Below are 13,456 nucleotides of genomic sequence, written 5' to 3' on the forward strand. Positions count from 1 at the left end.
CTATCCGGGCGGCCCCCACCGGAATCAGGACCAGTGGGCCACGGCGTCCAGATGGGGCAGATGGTGGTCGAGGCGCTCGCGCTTGGTGCGCAGATAGGTGATGTTGCTCTCGCACGGCGGGATGAGCAGCGGGACCTGCTCGGCGACCGTGATGCCGTGCTTCAGCAACGCCTCCCGCTTGCGCGGGTTGTTCGACATCAGCCGGACCGACCGTACGCCGAGGTCGGCCAGGATGCCGGCGGCGGCGCCGTAGTCGCGGGCGTCGACGGGCAGGCCGAGGGCGAGGTTGGCCTCCACCGTGTCCAGGCCCTCCGCCTGGAGGGCCATCGCCCGCAGCTTGGCGAGCAGGCCGATGCCGCGGCCCTCATGCCCTCTCAAGTAGACGACGACACCGCGGCCTTCGGCGACGACCGCGCGCAGCGCGGAGGCCAGCTGGTCGCCGCATTCGCAGTGCTGGGAGCCGAAGGCGTCACCGGTCAGGCACTCAGAATGCAGCCGGGTCAGGACGTTCTCGGTGCCGATGTCACCGTGGACCAGGGCCACTTGCTCGTCGCCGCGATCGTGGTCCATGTAGCCGACCGCGCGGAATTCTCCGTACACCGTGGGCAATGGGGCATTCACAATGCGTTCCACGCCGGTGCGCTTGGGAGACTTCTTTCCGAGTACGCCAACTTTTTCTGTCATGATCTGGTTCCTAAGCAGAGACGAAAGGCCGTGAAAAGATGAGTGGTTCGGGGAAGCGGTCGGCATCCGGGCTGGTGCCGGCGGACACCACGGAGGACGTACGGACGCGCGGGGCGGGCGTCTCACGGCAGGTCGCCGTCCTTCCCGTCGGCAGCTTCGAACAGCACGGCCCCTTTCTGCCGCTGGCCACGGACACGCTGGTCGCCTGTGCGGTCGCCCGGGCGATCGCCGAGGCGTACCCGGTGCACCTCCTTCCGCCGGTGACGATCTCCTGCTCGCACGAGCACGCGGCCTGGCCGGGGACCGTCAGCATCTCCTCGGTGACCCTTCACGCGGTGATACGGGACATAGCGGATTCGCTCCGCCGCTCGGGTGTGGAAGCGTTGGTGGTGGTCAACGGCCACGGCGGAAACTACGTACTGGGCAATGTCGTTCAGGAGTCCTCCGCGCGAGGTGAGCGGATGGCGCTGTTCCCGGCCGCGGAGGACTGGGAGACGGCGCGGGAGCGAGCCGGGGTGACCACTTCCCTGCTGACCGACATGCACGCGGGGGAAATAGAGACCTCCATCCTTCTGCATACGCATCCGGAAATGCTGCGGCCCGGATACGAGACCTCTGATTTCGTCGCGGACGACCGGCGTCATCTGCTCTCCCTCGGTATGTCCGCCTATACCGATTCGGGTGTCATCGGCCGTCCTTCCCTGGGGTCGGCGGAAAAGGGGAAGGAACTGCTGTCGAGCCTGTCGGATTCCTTCGCCGCGTATTTGTCGGTGCTGGGCGCAGAGTAGGGCGCCCAACGCCGTCCGACCAGAACAAGCGCACCGGGCAGGCTCGCCGCCAGGCACAGCACGCCGTAGACGACGGCCACGGCGAGTCCGCTGCCCGCGCCGAGCCCGGCGGCGCCGAACGCCCAGGCGGTGACGCCCTCGCGGGGGCCCCAGCCGCCGACGTTGAGCGGCAGGCTCATCGCCAGCAGCGCCAGCACGGCCAGCGGCAGGAGTACGGCGACGGAGGCGTCGCTGCCGGCGACTCGGGCCGCGAGGACGAACGTCGCGAGGTGTCCGGCCAGTACGACGACCGACGACACCGCGACGCCGGGCCCGTTCCGACGGGACAGCAGTCCCTCGCGGGCCCCGTCGAGGGAGGCGCGCAGGACGCGTCCCCGGCGGGACGGCGGGCGGCTCATCCGCAGCGCCACGACCACGGCGAGCGCGCCGAGGGCGGCGAGCGCGATGAGCGGCGCAAGGTGGCGGGCCTCGTCGCGCACGGAGGACGGCATGGTCAGCAGGATTCCGGCGCCGACGAGAACGAGCGCGAGCTGCCCCGCGGCCCGTTCGAGCACGACGGACCGCACACCACGGCCCAGATCCCCGGCACTGCGCCCATGCCGCACGGCCCGGTGCACGTCCCCGAGGACGCCACCGGGAAGCGCCGCATTCAGGAACAGCGCCCCGTAGTAGTCCCCCACGGCAGCCCCGAGCGGCAGCCGAATCCGCAGCCCTCGAGCCACCAACTGCCAGCGCCACGCACTGAACACGGTCGTGACGACCCCGATCCCGACAGCGGCCAGCACGGCTGGGGCATCGATTCTGCTGAGCCCGTCGAGGAAAGCTCCGGTACCCAGCCGCCAGAAGAGGACGCCGAGGATGGCGAGGCCGGCGAGGGTGCCGAGGTGGGTACGGAGGGTGTGGCGGCGGGGGATTGGGGTGGCGGCCGGGGAGACGGTGGGGGGCTGGGGGGCGGCGGAGACGGTGAGGGTTGCCGGAACATGGGCAGCCGTGGGTACCGAGAGCGCGCTCGGCCGCTGGGCGGCCCGCGCAACCGAGGTACGCATGTGCGCGCGAGGGTGCGAGGGCTTGGGCGACACCGAAGCACGCCCCCGACCACCCCGTCGTCGCCCAGCCACCCACGCCGCCGAGGCACGCAAGTGGCCCCGGGCCTTTGCAGGGAGCGCCCCCGCCGTCTCCGTGGTCATGACGTCGCCCCGTCCATCGGGCGGGTGAGGGCGAGGAGGTCGCTGTGGTGGACCACTACGCGGAGTTCGCCCGCCTCGCATGCCGCCAGGCGTTCGCGGAGGTAGCGCTCGGCCGGTTCGCGGAGGTCGGGGCGCTGTTCGACCGCCGCGCCGACCCAGCCGCGCAGCCATTGCGCGGTGAGGGCGGAGTCGGCGGGGCCGAGTTGCCAGGGGCTGGGGTGGACGCGGACCGTGGCGCCGCGCGCGGCGAACGCCTCGCAGGCGACCGTGAGCGCGTCCGGGCCGAGCAGTTCGGTGCGCCGCTGGTGGGCGTTGAACGCCTCGGCGATCTCCGCGTCCAGGGGATCGGACGGGGTGAGTTCCACCTTCCCTACGACGGACAGCGTCAGCAGCGCCGGACAGCCGGCGCCGGTGCACGCGTCGACGAGGGTCTCGATCTCCTCCCGGGTCAGCACGTCCAGCAACGCGGAGGCCGTCACCAGTGAGGCACCGGCCAGCGCGTCCGGGGTGAGCCGGGCGACGTCGCCGCGCCGCGTCTCGACGGTGACCCGGCTGCCGTCGGCGGCGGCGCGCGGGGAGGCGACGGCGGCGAAGTGCAGGAGGTAGGGGTCCCGGTCGTGCAGGATCCAGTGCTGGGGACCGTCCAGCCGGGGCGCGAGCCAGCGGCCCATCGAGCCGGTGCCGCAGCCCAGGTCGTGGATGACCAGACCGTCGGAGGACCGCCCCGGCAGATTGGCGAGCCGGATGCGCAGCGGGTCGATCAACTCGTGCGCCCGCGCGGCCCCGTCCGGCGCCTCCCGCAGCTCCAGCCACTCGGGCGCGTACCGCGGCGGCTCCTCGGGACCGGCATCGCGCAGCTTCACCGTGGGGCGCTCACCGGGGCCGGGTGTGGGGCCCGCGCCCCGGTGAGCCGTGGGGACGGGGTCATGGTCGGGGGCGGCGGTGGCAGGCGCGGGACCCGCGCCCGGCATGGCCGTGTGGACGAGGTCCGGGCCGACCGGGGCAGACGCAGAGCCCGTGCCCCCAACCGCCCTCGGGCCCGGCCGGCCCGGAATGCGTCCCGTGTCGTGTGTCGCCGCCGTCTTCCTCATGCCGCCCTCCTGGGTTCGTTCGGCAGTCGGCCCAGAACTCCGGCCAGGCTGCGAGCCGTGGTCGCCCAGCCGTCGAGGGCGGCCCGCCGCCCCCGCGCGGCCGCCTTCAACCGGCGTCGTACATCCGCCTCCCCGAACCAGCCGCGCAGCTCCACGGCGAGCGCGGCCGGGTCCTCCGGCGGGACGAGGATCCCGGGCACCCCGCCGTCGGGGGCGCGGCCGACCGCCTCGGGAAGGCCGCCGACGTCCGTCGCCAGCACCGGAATGCCGCGCGCGAGCGCCTCGGTCACCGCCATGCCGTACGTCTCGGCGTAGGACGTGAGCACCATCAGGTCCGCCGCGGCATAGCTGGCGTCGAGTTCGGCGCCCGCCTGCGGTCCCGCCAGCACCAGCCGGTCCTGGAGGCCGTACTCGCTGATCAGGGTCCGCAGTCCGGCCACGTACTCGGGGTCCTGGCCGAGGCCGCCCACGCAGACGCAGCTCCACGGCAGGTCGGTGACCGCTGCCAGCGCCTCGATCAGCCGGTGCTGCCCCTTGCGCGGGGTCACCGCGGCGACGCACAGCAGCCGCGAGACGCCATCGGTGCCGGACGCCAGGGGCGCGATGTCGGCGCCGGGGGTGGCGACATGGACCCGGTCGGGGGCGAGGCCGTGGTGGGAGACGAGTCTGCGCACGGCCCAGTCGGAGGTCCCGATCACGGCCGGCACCGCCCGCAGCACCGCCCGCTCCCGCGCGTCCAGTTCCGCGGCGACCTCGGCCGTCAGTCCCGTCTCGTCGCCGAGCGGAAGATGCACCAGCACCGCGATCCGCAGCCGCTCCGCCGCGGGTACGACGATCTCGGGCACCCCGCACGCGACGAGCCCGTCCATCAGCACCACCGTGTCGTCGGGCAACTCCGCGAGCGTGCGGCCCAGTTCGGCCCGTGCCGCCGCGCCGGGCCGGGGCCACTCCCCTGCCACCGCATGCTTGTGGACCTGCCAGCCGAAGCCGGGCAGATCCAGACTGACCCGCCGGTCATAGGCGTTGCCGCCGCTGGGCATGGCCGGGTCGTCGACGCCGCCGGGCAGGACGAAGTGCACGGAGCGCAGGGACATCGGCACGATCTCGGCGTTCTTCAGGGCGGCGTGCTGCACGGGCACATAGGTCAGCCGTGTCCGGTCGATTCCGGCCCGCTCGGTCGTCAGGTCGGTCACAGGGCACGCTCGTAACTCGCCCACGCGACATGCGATTCGTGCAGCGTGACGGAGATCTGGGCGAGCCCTCGGGCGCCTTCGCCCAGCCCCCCCTTGTGCACCCGCTCGGCGAGCCGGTCGGCGATGACCTTGGCCAGGAACTCGGTGGAGGTGTTGATCCCGGCGAAATCCGGTTCGTTGTCGAGGTTGCGGTAGTTCAACTCGGCTACGACGGCGCCCAGTTCCTGCGTGGCCAGGCCGATGTCGACGACGATGTTGTCCTCGTCCAGCTGCTCGCGCCGGAAGGTGGCGTCCACGAGGAACGTCGCTCCGTGCAGTCGCTGCGCGGGCCCGAAGACCTCGCCGCGGAAGCTGTGGGCGATCATGATGTGATCGCGGACGGTGATGCTGAACAACGGACGACCCTCCAGGTGCGGCGCGTCTGATCCCCGGCTGATCGTTGCCGAGGATGTGGAGTAGTACGGCTCTTCGCTTCCCGTTGTTCAGCCGACTCTCACTCTTTTCTGAGGTCAGGCGCTCGTCCCGTACCGCACGCGATGACAGAGGGCCGGAATCTCACCCGAGGCCAGCCTCGGCAGCACCTCAGGCAACTCCTCGAACGCGCATTCCCCGGTGACCAGGGCGTCGAGCGCCGGGTCCGCGAGCAGCTCCAGGGCGAGGGCCAGCCGGTCGGCGTAACTGCGGGAGGCGCGGCGCGGGGAGACGGTGCCGACCTGGCTGCTACGGATTGTGAGCCGCCGCGAGTGGAAGGCCTCGCCGAGCGGGACGCTCACCTGCCGGTCGCCGTACCAGCTCAGTTCGACGACCGTGCCTTCGGCGCGCAGCAGTTCGAGGGAGCGGGTGAGGCCCTGCTGGGTCGCGCTGGCGTGCACGACGAGGTCGCAGTCGCCCCGCGCGTCCTGCGGCAGCGCGAAGTCGACGCCGAGCGCCTCCGCGGTCTTGGCGCGCGCCGGATCGGCGTCGACCAACTGCACCCGTACGCCCGGGAAGCGGGCCAGCAGCGCGGCCACCGAGCAGCCGACCATGCCGCCGCCGACCACCGCGATCCGGTCGCCGACCAGGGGCGCCGCGTCCCAGAGGGCGTTGACGGCGGTCTCGACGGTGCCGGCGAGGACGGCCCGTTCTGCGGGCACGTTCGCGGGTACCCGGGTGACCGCGGTACTCGGGACGACGTAGCGCGTCTGGTGCGGGTAGAGGCAGAAGACGGTGTCACCGACGAGGTCGGCGGGGCCCTCCTCGACGACTCCGACGCTCAAGTAGCCGTACTTCACAGGTGCCGGGAAGTCGCCCTCCTGGAAGGGCGCCCGCATCGCCGCGTGCTGGCTCTCGGGGACGCCGCCGCGGAAGACGAGGGTCTCGGTGCCGCGGCTGACACCCGAGTACAGGGCGCGGACCAGCACCTCGCCCTCGGCGGGGACCGGCAGCGAAACCTCTCTGACCTCTCCTTCACCCGGACTGCTGAGCCAGAACGCCCGTGCGGGTGGGTTCATCGGCATCCTCCTGAACGATCGGGAAGTGGTTCACGTACCGAGGTGTGCACAGGCCGCGCACAGTACGCGGCGTTGATCGACTCTGTCACACGGCCGGAGGATGTTCGGTGGCCCTGAACAACACTTACGACGCGAGGCTGGTCCAGCAGGAGACCGCCCTCGGAGCGGGCGTCCAGATCCTGGTGCTGGCGCTGCTCGGCACGGCGATCGGCATGGGTCCCGCGGGCTGGCTCACCGGACTGGCCTTCGCCGTCGCCACCTGGGCGGTGCTCTCCCGCGCCCTGCACCGCTCACGGCTGCGCTCCTTCGGCCCCGCCAACCGGGTCACCCTGGGCCGTTCCATCCTGGTCGGCGGAGTCACCGCGCTGGTCGCGGACTCCTTCCAGAGCCCGCCCCCGCTGACGCTGCTGGTCGGTCTGACGGCCGTGGCCCTGATCCTCGACGGCGTCGACGGCAAGGTCGCCCGCCGCACCGGCACCTCGACCGCGCTCGGCGCCCGCTTCGACATGGAGGTCGACGCGTTCCTGATCCTGGTGCTCAGCGTCTACGTCTCGATGGCGCACGGCCCGTGGGTCCTGCTGATCGGCGGCATGCGCTACGGCTTCGTCGCCGCGGCCCGCGTCTGGCCGTGGCTGAACGCACCGCTCCCGCCGAGCACGGCCCGCAAGACCGTGGCCGCGCTCCAGGGCGTGTTCCTGCTGCTGGCGGCGTCGGGTCTGCTGCCGCACCTGGCGGAGTTCGGGGTCGTCGCGACGGCACTGGCCGCGCTGGTGTGGTCGTTCGGACGGGATGTGCTGTGGCTGTGGCGGACGTCTCGGGTTCAGGAGGTCGTGGAGACGGAGGAATTGGTGGCCGTCTGACGCGGGGGCGGGGCAACTTCAGGCCCACTTCTCCTTCTGACACGGCAGCAGCATCAGCGCCGCCAGCGGTACGGCGGCCAGGGCCAGCCACGGTACGGCTCCCGGGAGCCCGCTGTTCAGCAGCGCGCCGCTCGCCGAACTGCCGAGCAGCACGATCAGCCCGGACACGGAGGACAGCGCCCCGGTGTAGAGGCCGAGCCGCCCCTCGTCGGCGAGGTCCGGTACCCAGGCCCGCGCGGCCGGTGCCACCAGCATCTGGCCGAGCGTGAGCAGGACGACGAATCCGGCCGAGGGCAGCAGTCCCGCGGTGCGCACCGCGGCCACCACCGCGAACCCGCCCGAGATGAGCAGCAGCCCGGCGCCCATGGACCGGCGCGGAGTGAGCCGCTCTCCCAGCCAACGGGTGACGGGCAGTTGGGTGGTCACCACCAGCAGCGAGGACAGCGCGAACAGCCAGGCCAGCGGCGCCTGTGAACCCGCCACCCGCTCCACCTCGGCGGGCAGCGCCAGGTAGAGCTGGTTGTAGGCGAGCAGATAGGCGCCGTACGCGCAGCACAGTGCGAGGAAGCGCCGGTTGCGCAGCAACGGTCCGATGCCGCCCCGGACGTGGACGCGCGGCCGCCCGGGGATGCGCTGCGGCAGCAGCCAGGCGTGTCCGGCGAGGACGAGGACGAAGATCCCGGCGCCGCCCAGGCACACCGCGCGGAAGTCGACCGAGAGCAGCAGCGCGCCGAGCAACGGCCCGACGAACGCCCCGGCCTGCCCGGCCACCGTGAGCAGCGCGAGCACCCGGGTCCGTGAACCGCCCTCCCGCTCATGGACGACGGCCTGCCGGGCGACCTCGGACTCCACGGCGGGCGAGAACAGCGCGGCGGCGAACCCGATGAGGAGTACGGCGCCGATGACGGCCCACGTCCGCTCGGCGAACGCCAGCCAGGCGAACCCGGTGATCCGCAGCGCGCACCCCGCGAGCACGACGGGCCGGATGCCGTACCGGTCGGCGAGCGCACCGCCCACCACGAACAGCCCCTGTTGGCTGAAGGTCCGCAGTCCGAGCACCAACCCGACCAGCCAGCCCGCCATGCCGATGCCCTGTCCGAGGTGCGTGGAGAGGAAGGGCAGGACGGCGAAGAAGCCGATGTTGAAGGCGAGTTGGGTGAGGAGGAGCAGGCGGAGAAGCGGGGTGAGGCGGGCCCGTGCGGGTGTGGTTGTCATGAGGCGGCCGGCTCACGGGTGCGTCGCCCGGGCAGCCGTACCCCTCCCGCCGCCGTCACCGCCAGGGCGCCGAGCAGGGCGAGGAGGGCGGCGGGGGCGAGGACGGCCCAGGGGGCGCGTTCGGCGTAGGGCTGGTTCTCGGCGAGCAGGAGGCCCCATTCGGGGGACGGCGGCTGGGCGCCGAGGCCGAGGAAGGCGAGCGAGGCCAGGGACAGGGCGATGCCGGGCAGGCGCAGCAGGGCGTGGCGGGTGACGGGCGGCAGGATCGCGGGCAGGAGTTCGTGCCGCAGCAGGTAGCCGGGTCCCGCGCCCAGCGCGCGGGTGGCGGTCAGATGGAGCGCGGCGCGTTCCTGGCGCAGCAGCGCGGAGGTGTGCGCGGCGAGCGGCGCCCAGGCCACGGCCGCGACGGCGAGCGCCGGGGTGGCGGCACCGCTGCCGGCCACCGCCGTGACGAGCAGGGCGACGAGGACCGGCGGAAGCGCGGTGACGGTGTCCACGAGCGGCCCCGAGAGCCGGGGCACAAGTCCGAGCAGCACGCCGGTGATCAGCGCGACCGCACCGAGTGCGAGGGCGAGGAGCAGGGTGTCGAGGGCGCCGTGGGCGACCCGGGCGAGCAGGTCGCGGCCGAGCGCGTCGGTGCCGAACGGGTGGGAGCGGGTGGGTGGTTGGAGCCTGGCGCGGGTGTCGAGGGCGAGGGGGTCGCGAGGCAGGCCGAGGGCGATGACGCCGAGCAGGAGTCCGGCGTGGAGGAGTGGTTGGAGGCTTCGGGCGGGGGTGGTGGTGCGGTGTGGGGTGGGCAGGGCGCCGTCGCGGAGGGCGGGGCCGGTGAGCAGGCGGGTGCCTAGGTGGGCGAGTCCGGTGGCCGCCGTGGCGAGCAGGACGAGAAGGAGGGTGCCGGCCTGGAGGACGGGGAGGTCCTGGGCGAGGGCTGCCTGGAGGGTCGTACGGCCGAGGCCGGGGATGTCGAAGATCTGCTCGACCGCGACCGCTCCTCCGGTCAACCCGACCACGAACAGGCCGGTGTTGGGCAGCAGTCCGGGCAGGCTGCGGCGCAGCGCCTGGCGGGCGATCGTACGGCGGGGCAGTCCGCGTGCGGCCGCGGACCGTGCCCAGGGTTCGGCGAAGGCGCCGGGCAGCAGGTCGTCCAGGAGCCGCCCGAGGACCGCGCCCGCGGGCAGGCCGAGGGCGAGGGCGGGCAGGACGGTCCACCGGGGTCCGTACCAGCCGAGGGCGGGGAGCCAGCCGAGTTGGACGCCGACGACGGTGGCGAGCACGGTGGCGGTGAGGAACTCGGGCACCGCGGCGAGGACGGCGGAGCCGGTGCCCCCGGCGGTCCGGCGCCGGCCGCCCAGCCACAGGGTGCGGGCACAGATCAGCGCGGCGGTGACGGCGGCGACGACCAGGGCGACGCCCATCAACAGCAGGGAGACACCGAGGGCTTGGAGCACCGCGGGCCCGACCTGCCCACCGCTGAGCCAAGAAGTACCGAAGTCACCGCGCCACAGCCCGCCCAGCCAGTCCCCGAGCAGGTGGAACGGGCCTGCGTCGAGACCGAGTTGGACCCTGATGTCCCTGAGCATCTCCGGCGTGGGATCGCGGTCCGCGGAGCGGGCCTTGAGCACGGTGCGGGCGGGGTCGGTGTGCGAGACCCAGGGAAGCAGGCCGATGGCGGTGATGAGGGCCACCGCGATACCGGCCCGCCACAGAATCGAGGCCGTGCGCTGCCGCACCGGTCAGCGCCGGGTGCCGGTGCCGACGAGGGTGCGCTCGTACGGGTCGAGGAGGGCGCCGCGCACCGGGGCGGCAACGCCGGTGATGATCCGCTGGTGGACCAGCGGGAGCACGGCGTCGGTGCCGAGGATCCGGGCCTCGGCGGCCATCGCCGCGTCCTGCCGTGCGGCGGTGTCGTCGGCGTCCTCGGCCTGCGCGACGGCCCGGTCGACGTCCCGGTCGCAGAGCTGGGCGAGGTTGTAGCCGCCGTCACAGGTGTAGTCACTGGCCAGCACGGAGACGGGATCGCCGGTGTCGACAAGGGTGTTGCGGGCCAGCACGAAGGCGTCGAACTCACCGTCGAGCGCGTCGCTCTCCAGGCGTGAGTACTCGCGCACCTGAAGGGTGACGTCGAACCCGGCCTGCTCCAGCTGCTGTTCGAGCACCTGGGCGACCTCGGGAAGCTCGGGCCGGTTGTCGTAGGTGGCGAGGGTGATCCGCGTACCGTCCGGGTCGTCGGCCGCGGCCCGCCCGGCGGGTCGGGTGCGCTTGCCCTCGGCCCAGGTGACGGCGGGCCCGTAGATCCCGGTGCCGGCGTCGGCGTACCCCTCGTACACGTCCTCGGCGAGCACGGAGGTGTCGACTGCCTGCCGTACGGCGGCCCGCAACCCGGCGTCCTTGAACGGCCCGGACTCGGAGTTGAGCAGCAGGCTGGTGGTCCGGGTGGTCTCGGTGGCCTTCCGGACACCCTTGTCGAGGGAGGCGGCCTGGGCGACGGGTACGGCCTCGGCGACGTCGACCTGTCCGGTGCGCAGTGCGCTCGTCCGGGCGGTGCCGTCGGGGATGAACTTCACATCGATGCCGGGAGCTTGGGCCCGGCCGCCCCAGTAGTCGTCGTACCGGTCGAGGGTGACCGCGGTGCTGCCCATGACCTTGGTCAGCTCGAACGGCCCGGTGGCGGTGCCGACGAGATCGACGCGGGCCTCGGCGTCGTAGGCCTTGGCGGAGAGCACGGCCAGCGAGGGGCTGGACAGCCGCAGCGGCAGTACGGGATCGGGATCCTCGGTGGTGATCCGTACGTCGCTCTCCCCCGCGGCCTTCGCGGTGAGCCCGACTCCGGCCAGGGCGGCGGGTGTTGGCCTGGCCTCGGTGGCGCGCGTCAGTGAGGCGGCGACGGCGGAGGGGGTGACGGCGGAGCCGTCCTGAAAGGTGGCCTCCCGCAGCCTGAACACCCAACTGCGCTCCCCCTCCCGCCGCCAGGACGCGGCGAGTGCCGGGGCGGCGGCCCCGTTGGCGTCGAGCGAGGTCAGTCCTTCGGTGACGCCGAGCCGGCTGAGGATGGTGGCGTCGGCCCCGTAGGGCGACAGGTTCTCGGCGGGCGGGAACGCGAGCGCGACCCGAAGCCGGGAGCCCTCGGACGCGTCGTCGGACGCGTCACCGGAGGCGGCGAAACACCCGGCGAGCAAGGAACTGAGCAGCAGCACAGCAACAGAAAGACGAACTCGGCGCACGGCGTGCCTACCGCCCCATCGGTATCTCGAAATGAACAATTCCCTGCCCGCCGCCGGGGTCCTCCCGCTCGTCGTGCACGACCTTCCCCAGGGACCGCCAGAACGCCTCGGCCCCCTCGACAGCGGGATCGGTATGCAGATAGACGGCCCGATAACCCCCGTCCGCCACGGCGAACCCCACCAACTCCCGCACCAGCCGCCGCGCAAGGCCGCGCCGCCGGTGCTCGGGCCGCACATAGATCCGCCGCAACTGAGCGGTCGCACCGGAGGGATACCGCTCGGCGACGTGCGCCGGATTGGGCGGCGCGAGAGGCCCCCTCGCGTCCAGCGCCCCGGTGGCGACAACGTCACCGCTCCCCGACTCCACGGCAACCAGCAGGGCATGCCGCACCGGCGCCAGATACGCGCCCACCGGATCCACGATGTCCTCATGCCACCGCGGCACATACCCACTGCCGAAGTCCCGGTAGACGGTATCGAGCGTCACCGCCCGAACACCCCCGGCGTCCTCCGGGCCTGCCACCCTGATGTCGTACTCATGCACTTGCACATCATATGCAATAAAGCCGATGGCATGATCACCTGCCCTGTCCGGGCGGTCCGTGTGGCCCACATCACTCGCGTCGGGTGCAGCGTCACAGGGGTGCCAGGGCCTTCTCACAGGTGTAGGTGACCGGCGACAGGCGGGGGACGGGTGGATGCAGCGGGCTCGGGACGGTGAGTTCGACGCCTTTGTGACGGCCCGGTGGTCCGGGCTGCTCCATCTCGCCCGCCTGCTCACCGGAGGGGACCGGCACCGGGCCGAGGATCTGGTGCAGGAGTCCCTGGTCAAGCTGTGGTCCGTGTGGGCGAAGGTCGGCGAGGAGGCGCCCGAGGCCTACGTCCGTCAGGTCATGGCACGCGCCGCCGCGAAGTCGGCACGGCGCCGGTGGTGGGGTGAGCGCCCGGTCGAGCAGGTGCCCGAACTGGCCGTACCGGGCGATCTGTCCGCCGCGGTCGCCGAGCGCTCACGGCTGGAGAGCGCGCTCGCGCAGCTGACACCCAGGCAGCGCGCGGCCGTCGTACTCCGCTACTACCAGGACCTGCCCGACCGGCAGGTCGCCGAAGTGCTGGGCTGCCCGGTGGGCACCGCCCGCTCGCACGCCTCACGCGGGGTCGCCCGCCTGCGGCAGTTGTTGTCCGACGTCATCGAGCCGGTGGGGTGAGGAGGAAAACATGGATCGCTCAGAGACGACGGACCACTTCGAAGAGCAGCTGGCGCAACTGATGCGCTCCTCCCAGGAGTACACCCCCTTCGAGCCCCGGCATCGGGCCCGGCTCCACGAAGCGGTACGGATCCGGCGCCGGTTGCGTGCCGCCCGTACCGCCGCCGGATCGGTGCTCGCGGTGGCCGCGCTGGCCCTCGCGCTGGCGCTCCGGCCCGACGGCACCCAGCAGGTGGAACCCAGCTCCCCCGCGCCCGCGCCGACCACGAGCCCGACAGCCTCGGTGTCCGGCCCCTTGCCGACCTCGGAGCCGCCGACGACGTCCACGGCAACGCCGACCGACACCCCCGTGTCGACGTCACCCCCGGTCACACAGTCGCAGTCGGAGTCGGAGTCGGTCCCTCCGCCGGAGACCTCGATCACCCCCTGAACCCCGCGCCTCCTCACCACCCGCCAAGGGCTGCCCCAGCACGCCTAGCGGCAGAGCACAGACAAGGACGAACAGTGACAAAACCATGGACG

General features: G+C 72.7%; 13 protein-coding genes and 1 pseudogene. 4 read left to right on the forward strand and 10 right to left on the reverse strand.

All coding sequences use genetic code 11. The features are described 5' to 3' along the window. Positions 1 to 24: 24 nt before the first annotated feature. Positions 25 to 684 (reverse strand): GTP cyclohydrolase II, encoded by a 660-nt coding sequence (gene ribA / locus BN159_RS08855; RefSeq protein ID WP_015656600.1) that lies wholly within the window; start codon positions 682 to 684, stop codon positions 25 to 27. Between the two features lie 38 nt (positions 685 to 722). Between ribA and BN159_RS46995 the strand changes: the two genes are divergently transcribed. Next, the gene (locus BN159_RS46995; RefSeq protein ID WP_015656601.1) at positions 723 to 1,472 is read left to right on the forward strand and encodes a creatininase family protein; all 750 of its coding nucleotides are present in this window, start codon (positions 723 to 725) and stop codon (positions 1,470 to 1,472) included. 62 nt (positions 1,473 to 1,534) lie between these two features. Here BN159_RS46995 and BN159_RS08860 read toward each other — a convergent pair. The 5 genes and pseudogenes from BN159_RS08860 to BN159_RS08880 all read right to left on the reverse strand — a co-directional run. Further along, positions 1,535 to 2,740 (reverse strand): annotated as a pseudogene (locus BN159_RS08860) (lysylphosphatidylglycerol synthase domain-containing protein); the annotation flags it as partial. Then, a complete protein-coding gene (locus BN159_RS08865; RefSeq protein ID WP_015656603.1) occupies positions 2,656 to 3,750 on the reverse strand; it encodes a class I SAM-dependent methyltransferase in 1,095 nt (364 codons plus the stop codon). The gene BN159_RS08865 and the pseudogene BN159_RS08860, both read right to left, overlap by 85 nt. Beyond that, entirely contained in the window at positions 3,747 to 4,943 is a 1,197-nt protein-coding gene (locus BN159_RS08870; RefSeq protein ID WP_015656604.1) for a glycosyltransferase family 4 protein, read from the reverse strand. The genes BN159_RS08865 and BN159_RS08870 overlap by 4 nt, the downstream gene beginning before the upstream one ends. Beyond that, on the reverse strand, positions 4,940 to 5,338 hold the full coding sequence (locus BN159_RS08875) for a 6-pyruvoyl trahydropterin synthase family protein (protein ID WP_015656605.1): 399 nt from the start codon (positions 5,336 to 5,338) through the stop codon (positions 4,940 to 4,942). The genes BN159_RS08870 and BN159_RS08875 overlap by 4 nt, the downstream gene beginning before the upstream one ends. 114 nt (positions 5,339 to 5,452) lie before the next feature. Further along, positions 5,453 to 6,433: a zinc-dependent alcohol dehydrogenase gene (locus BN159_RS08880; protein ID WP_015656606.1), complete on the reverse strand. Its 981-nt coding sequence runs from the start codon at positions 6,431 to 6,433 to the stop codon at positions 5,453 to 5,455. Positions 6,434 to 6,540: 107 nt separating this feature from the next. On the opposite strand from BN159_RS08880, the gene BN159_RS08885 reads away from it, so the two are divergent. After that, positions 6,541 to 7,293 (forward strand): CDP-alcohol phosphatidyltransferase family protein, encoded by a 753-nt coding sequence (locus tag BN159_RS08885; RefSeq protein ID WP_015656607.1) that lies wholly within the window; start codon positions 6,541 to 6,543, stop codon positions 7,291 to 7,293. An 18-nt stretch (positions 7,294 to 7,311) separates the two neighbouring features. On the opposite strand, the gene BN159_RS08890 is transcribed toward BN159_RS08885, so the two are convergent. From BN159_RS08890 to BN159_RS08905, 4 genes are read right to left on the reverse strand one after another with little or no spacing between them, the layout of a single operon-like run. Further along, complete coding sequence (locus tag BN159_RS08890; RefSeq protein ID WP_015656608.1) at positions 7,312 to 8,508, reverse strand: MDR family MFS transporter; 1,197 nt, start codon at positions 8,506 to 8,508, stop codon at positions 7,312 to 7,314. Further along, the gene (locus BN159_RS08895; protein ID WP_015656609.1) at positions 8,505 to 10,238 is read right to left on the reverse strand and encodes an ABC transporter permease subunit; all 1,734 of its coding nucleotides are present in this window, start codon (positions 10,236 to 10,238) and stop codon (positions 8,505 to 8,507) included. The genes BN159_RS08890 and BN159_RS08895 overlap by 4 nt, the downstream gene beginning before the upstream one ends. A 3-nt stretch (positions 10,239 to 10,241) precedes the next feature. Then, complete coding sequence (locus tag BN159_RS08900) at positions 10,242 to 11,729, reverse strand: ABC transporter substrate-binding protein (RefSeq protein WP_015656610.1); 1,488 nt, start codon at positions 11,727 to 11,729, stop codon at positions 10,242 to 10,244. A gap of 7 nt (positions 11,730 to 11,736) precedes the next feature. Then, entirely contained in the window at positions 11,737 to 12,273 is a 537-nt protein-coding gene (locus BN159_RS08905; RefSeq protein ID WP_015656611.1) for a GNAT family N-acetyltransferase, read from the reverse strand. Positions 12,274 to 12,427: 154 nt separating this feature from the next. Here BN159_RS08905 and BN159_RS08910 point away from each other — a divergent pair, with 154 nt between their 5' ends. Together BN159_RS08910 and BN159_RS08915 are read left to right on the forward strand one after the other, a co-directional pair. Beyond that, positions 12,428 to 12,934: a SigE family RNA polymerase sigma factor gene (locus tag BN159_RS08910; protein WP_015656612.1), complete on the forward strand. Its 507-nt coding sequence runs from the start codon at positions 12,428 to 12,430 to the stop codon at positions 12,932 to 12,934. Positions 12,935 to 12,944: 10 nt separating this feature from the next. Beyond that, on the forward strand, positions 12,945 to 13,364 hold the full coding sequence (locus BN159_RS08915; RefSeq protein ID WP_015656613.1) for a hypothetical protein: 420 nt from the start codon (positions 12,945 to 12,947) through the stop codon (positions 13,362 to 13,364). Positions 13,365 to 13,456 lie beyond the last annotated feature (92 nt).

This window comes from Streptomyces davaonensis JCM 4913 (genome assembly GCF_000349325.1).
GTDB lineage: Bacteria > Actinomycetota > Actinomycetes > Streptomycetales > Streptomycetaceae > Streptomyces > Streptomyces davaonensis.

What these genes read in the sequence shown, in the direction of transcription:
- ribA (WP_015656600.1), bottom strand. Translation starts at nt 684, where the DNA reads ATGACAGAAAAAGTTGGCGTACTCGGAAAGAAGTCTCCCAAGCGCACC.
- BN159_RS46995 (WP_015656601.1), top strand. Translation starts at nt 723, where the DNA reads ATGAGTGGTTCGGGGAAGCGGTCGGCATCCGGGCTGGTGCCGGCGGAC.
- BN159_RS08865 (WP_015656603.1), bottom strand. Translation starts at nt 3,750, where the DNA reads ATGAGGAAGACGGCGGCGACACACGACACGGGACGCATTCCGGGCCGG.
- BN159_RS08880 (WP_015656606.1), bottom strand. Translation starts at nt 6,433, where the DNA reads ATGAACCCACCCGCACGGGCGTTCTGGCTCAGCAGTCCGGGTGAAGGA.
- BN159_RS08890 (WP_015656608.1), bottom strand. Translation starts at nt 8,508, where the DNA reads ATGACAACCACACCCGCACGGGCCCGCCTCACCCCGCTTCTCCGCCTG.
- BN159_RS08910 (WP_015656612.1), top strand. Translation starts at nt 12,428, where the DNA reads ATGCAGCGGGCTCGGGACGGTGAGTTCGACGCCTTTGTGACGGCCCGG.
- BN159_RS08915 (WP_015656613.1), top strand. Translation starts at nt 12,945, where the DNA reads ATGGATCGCTCAGAGACGACGGACCACTTCGAAGAGCAGCTGGCGCAA.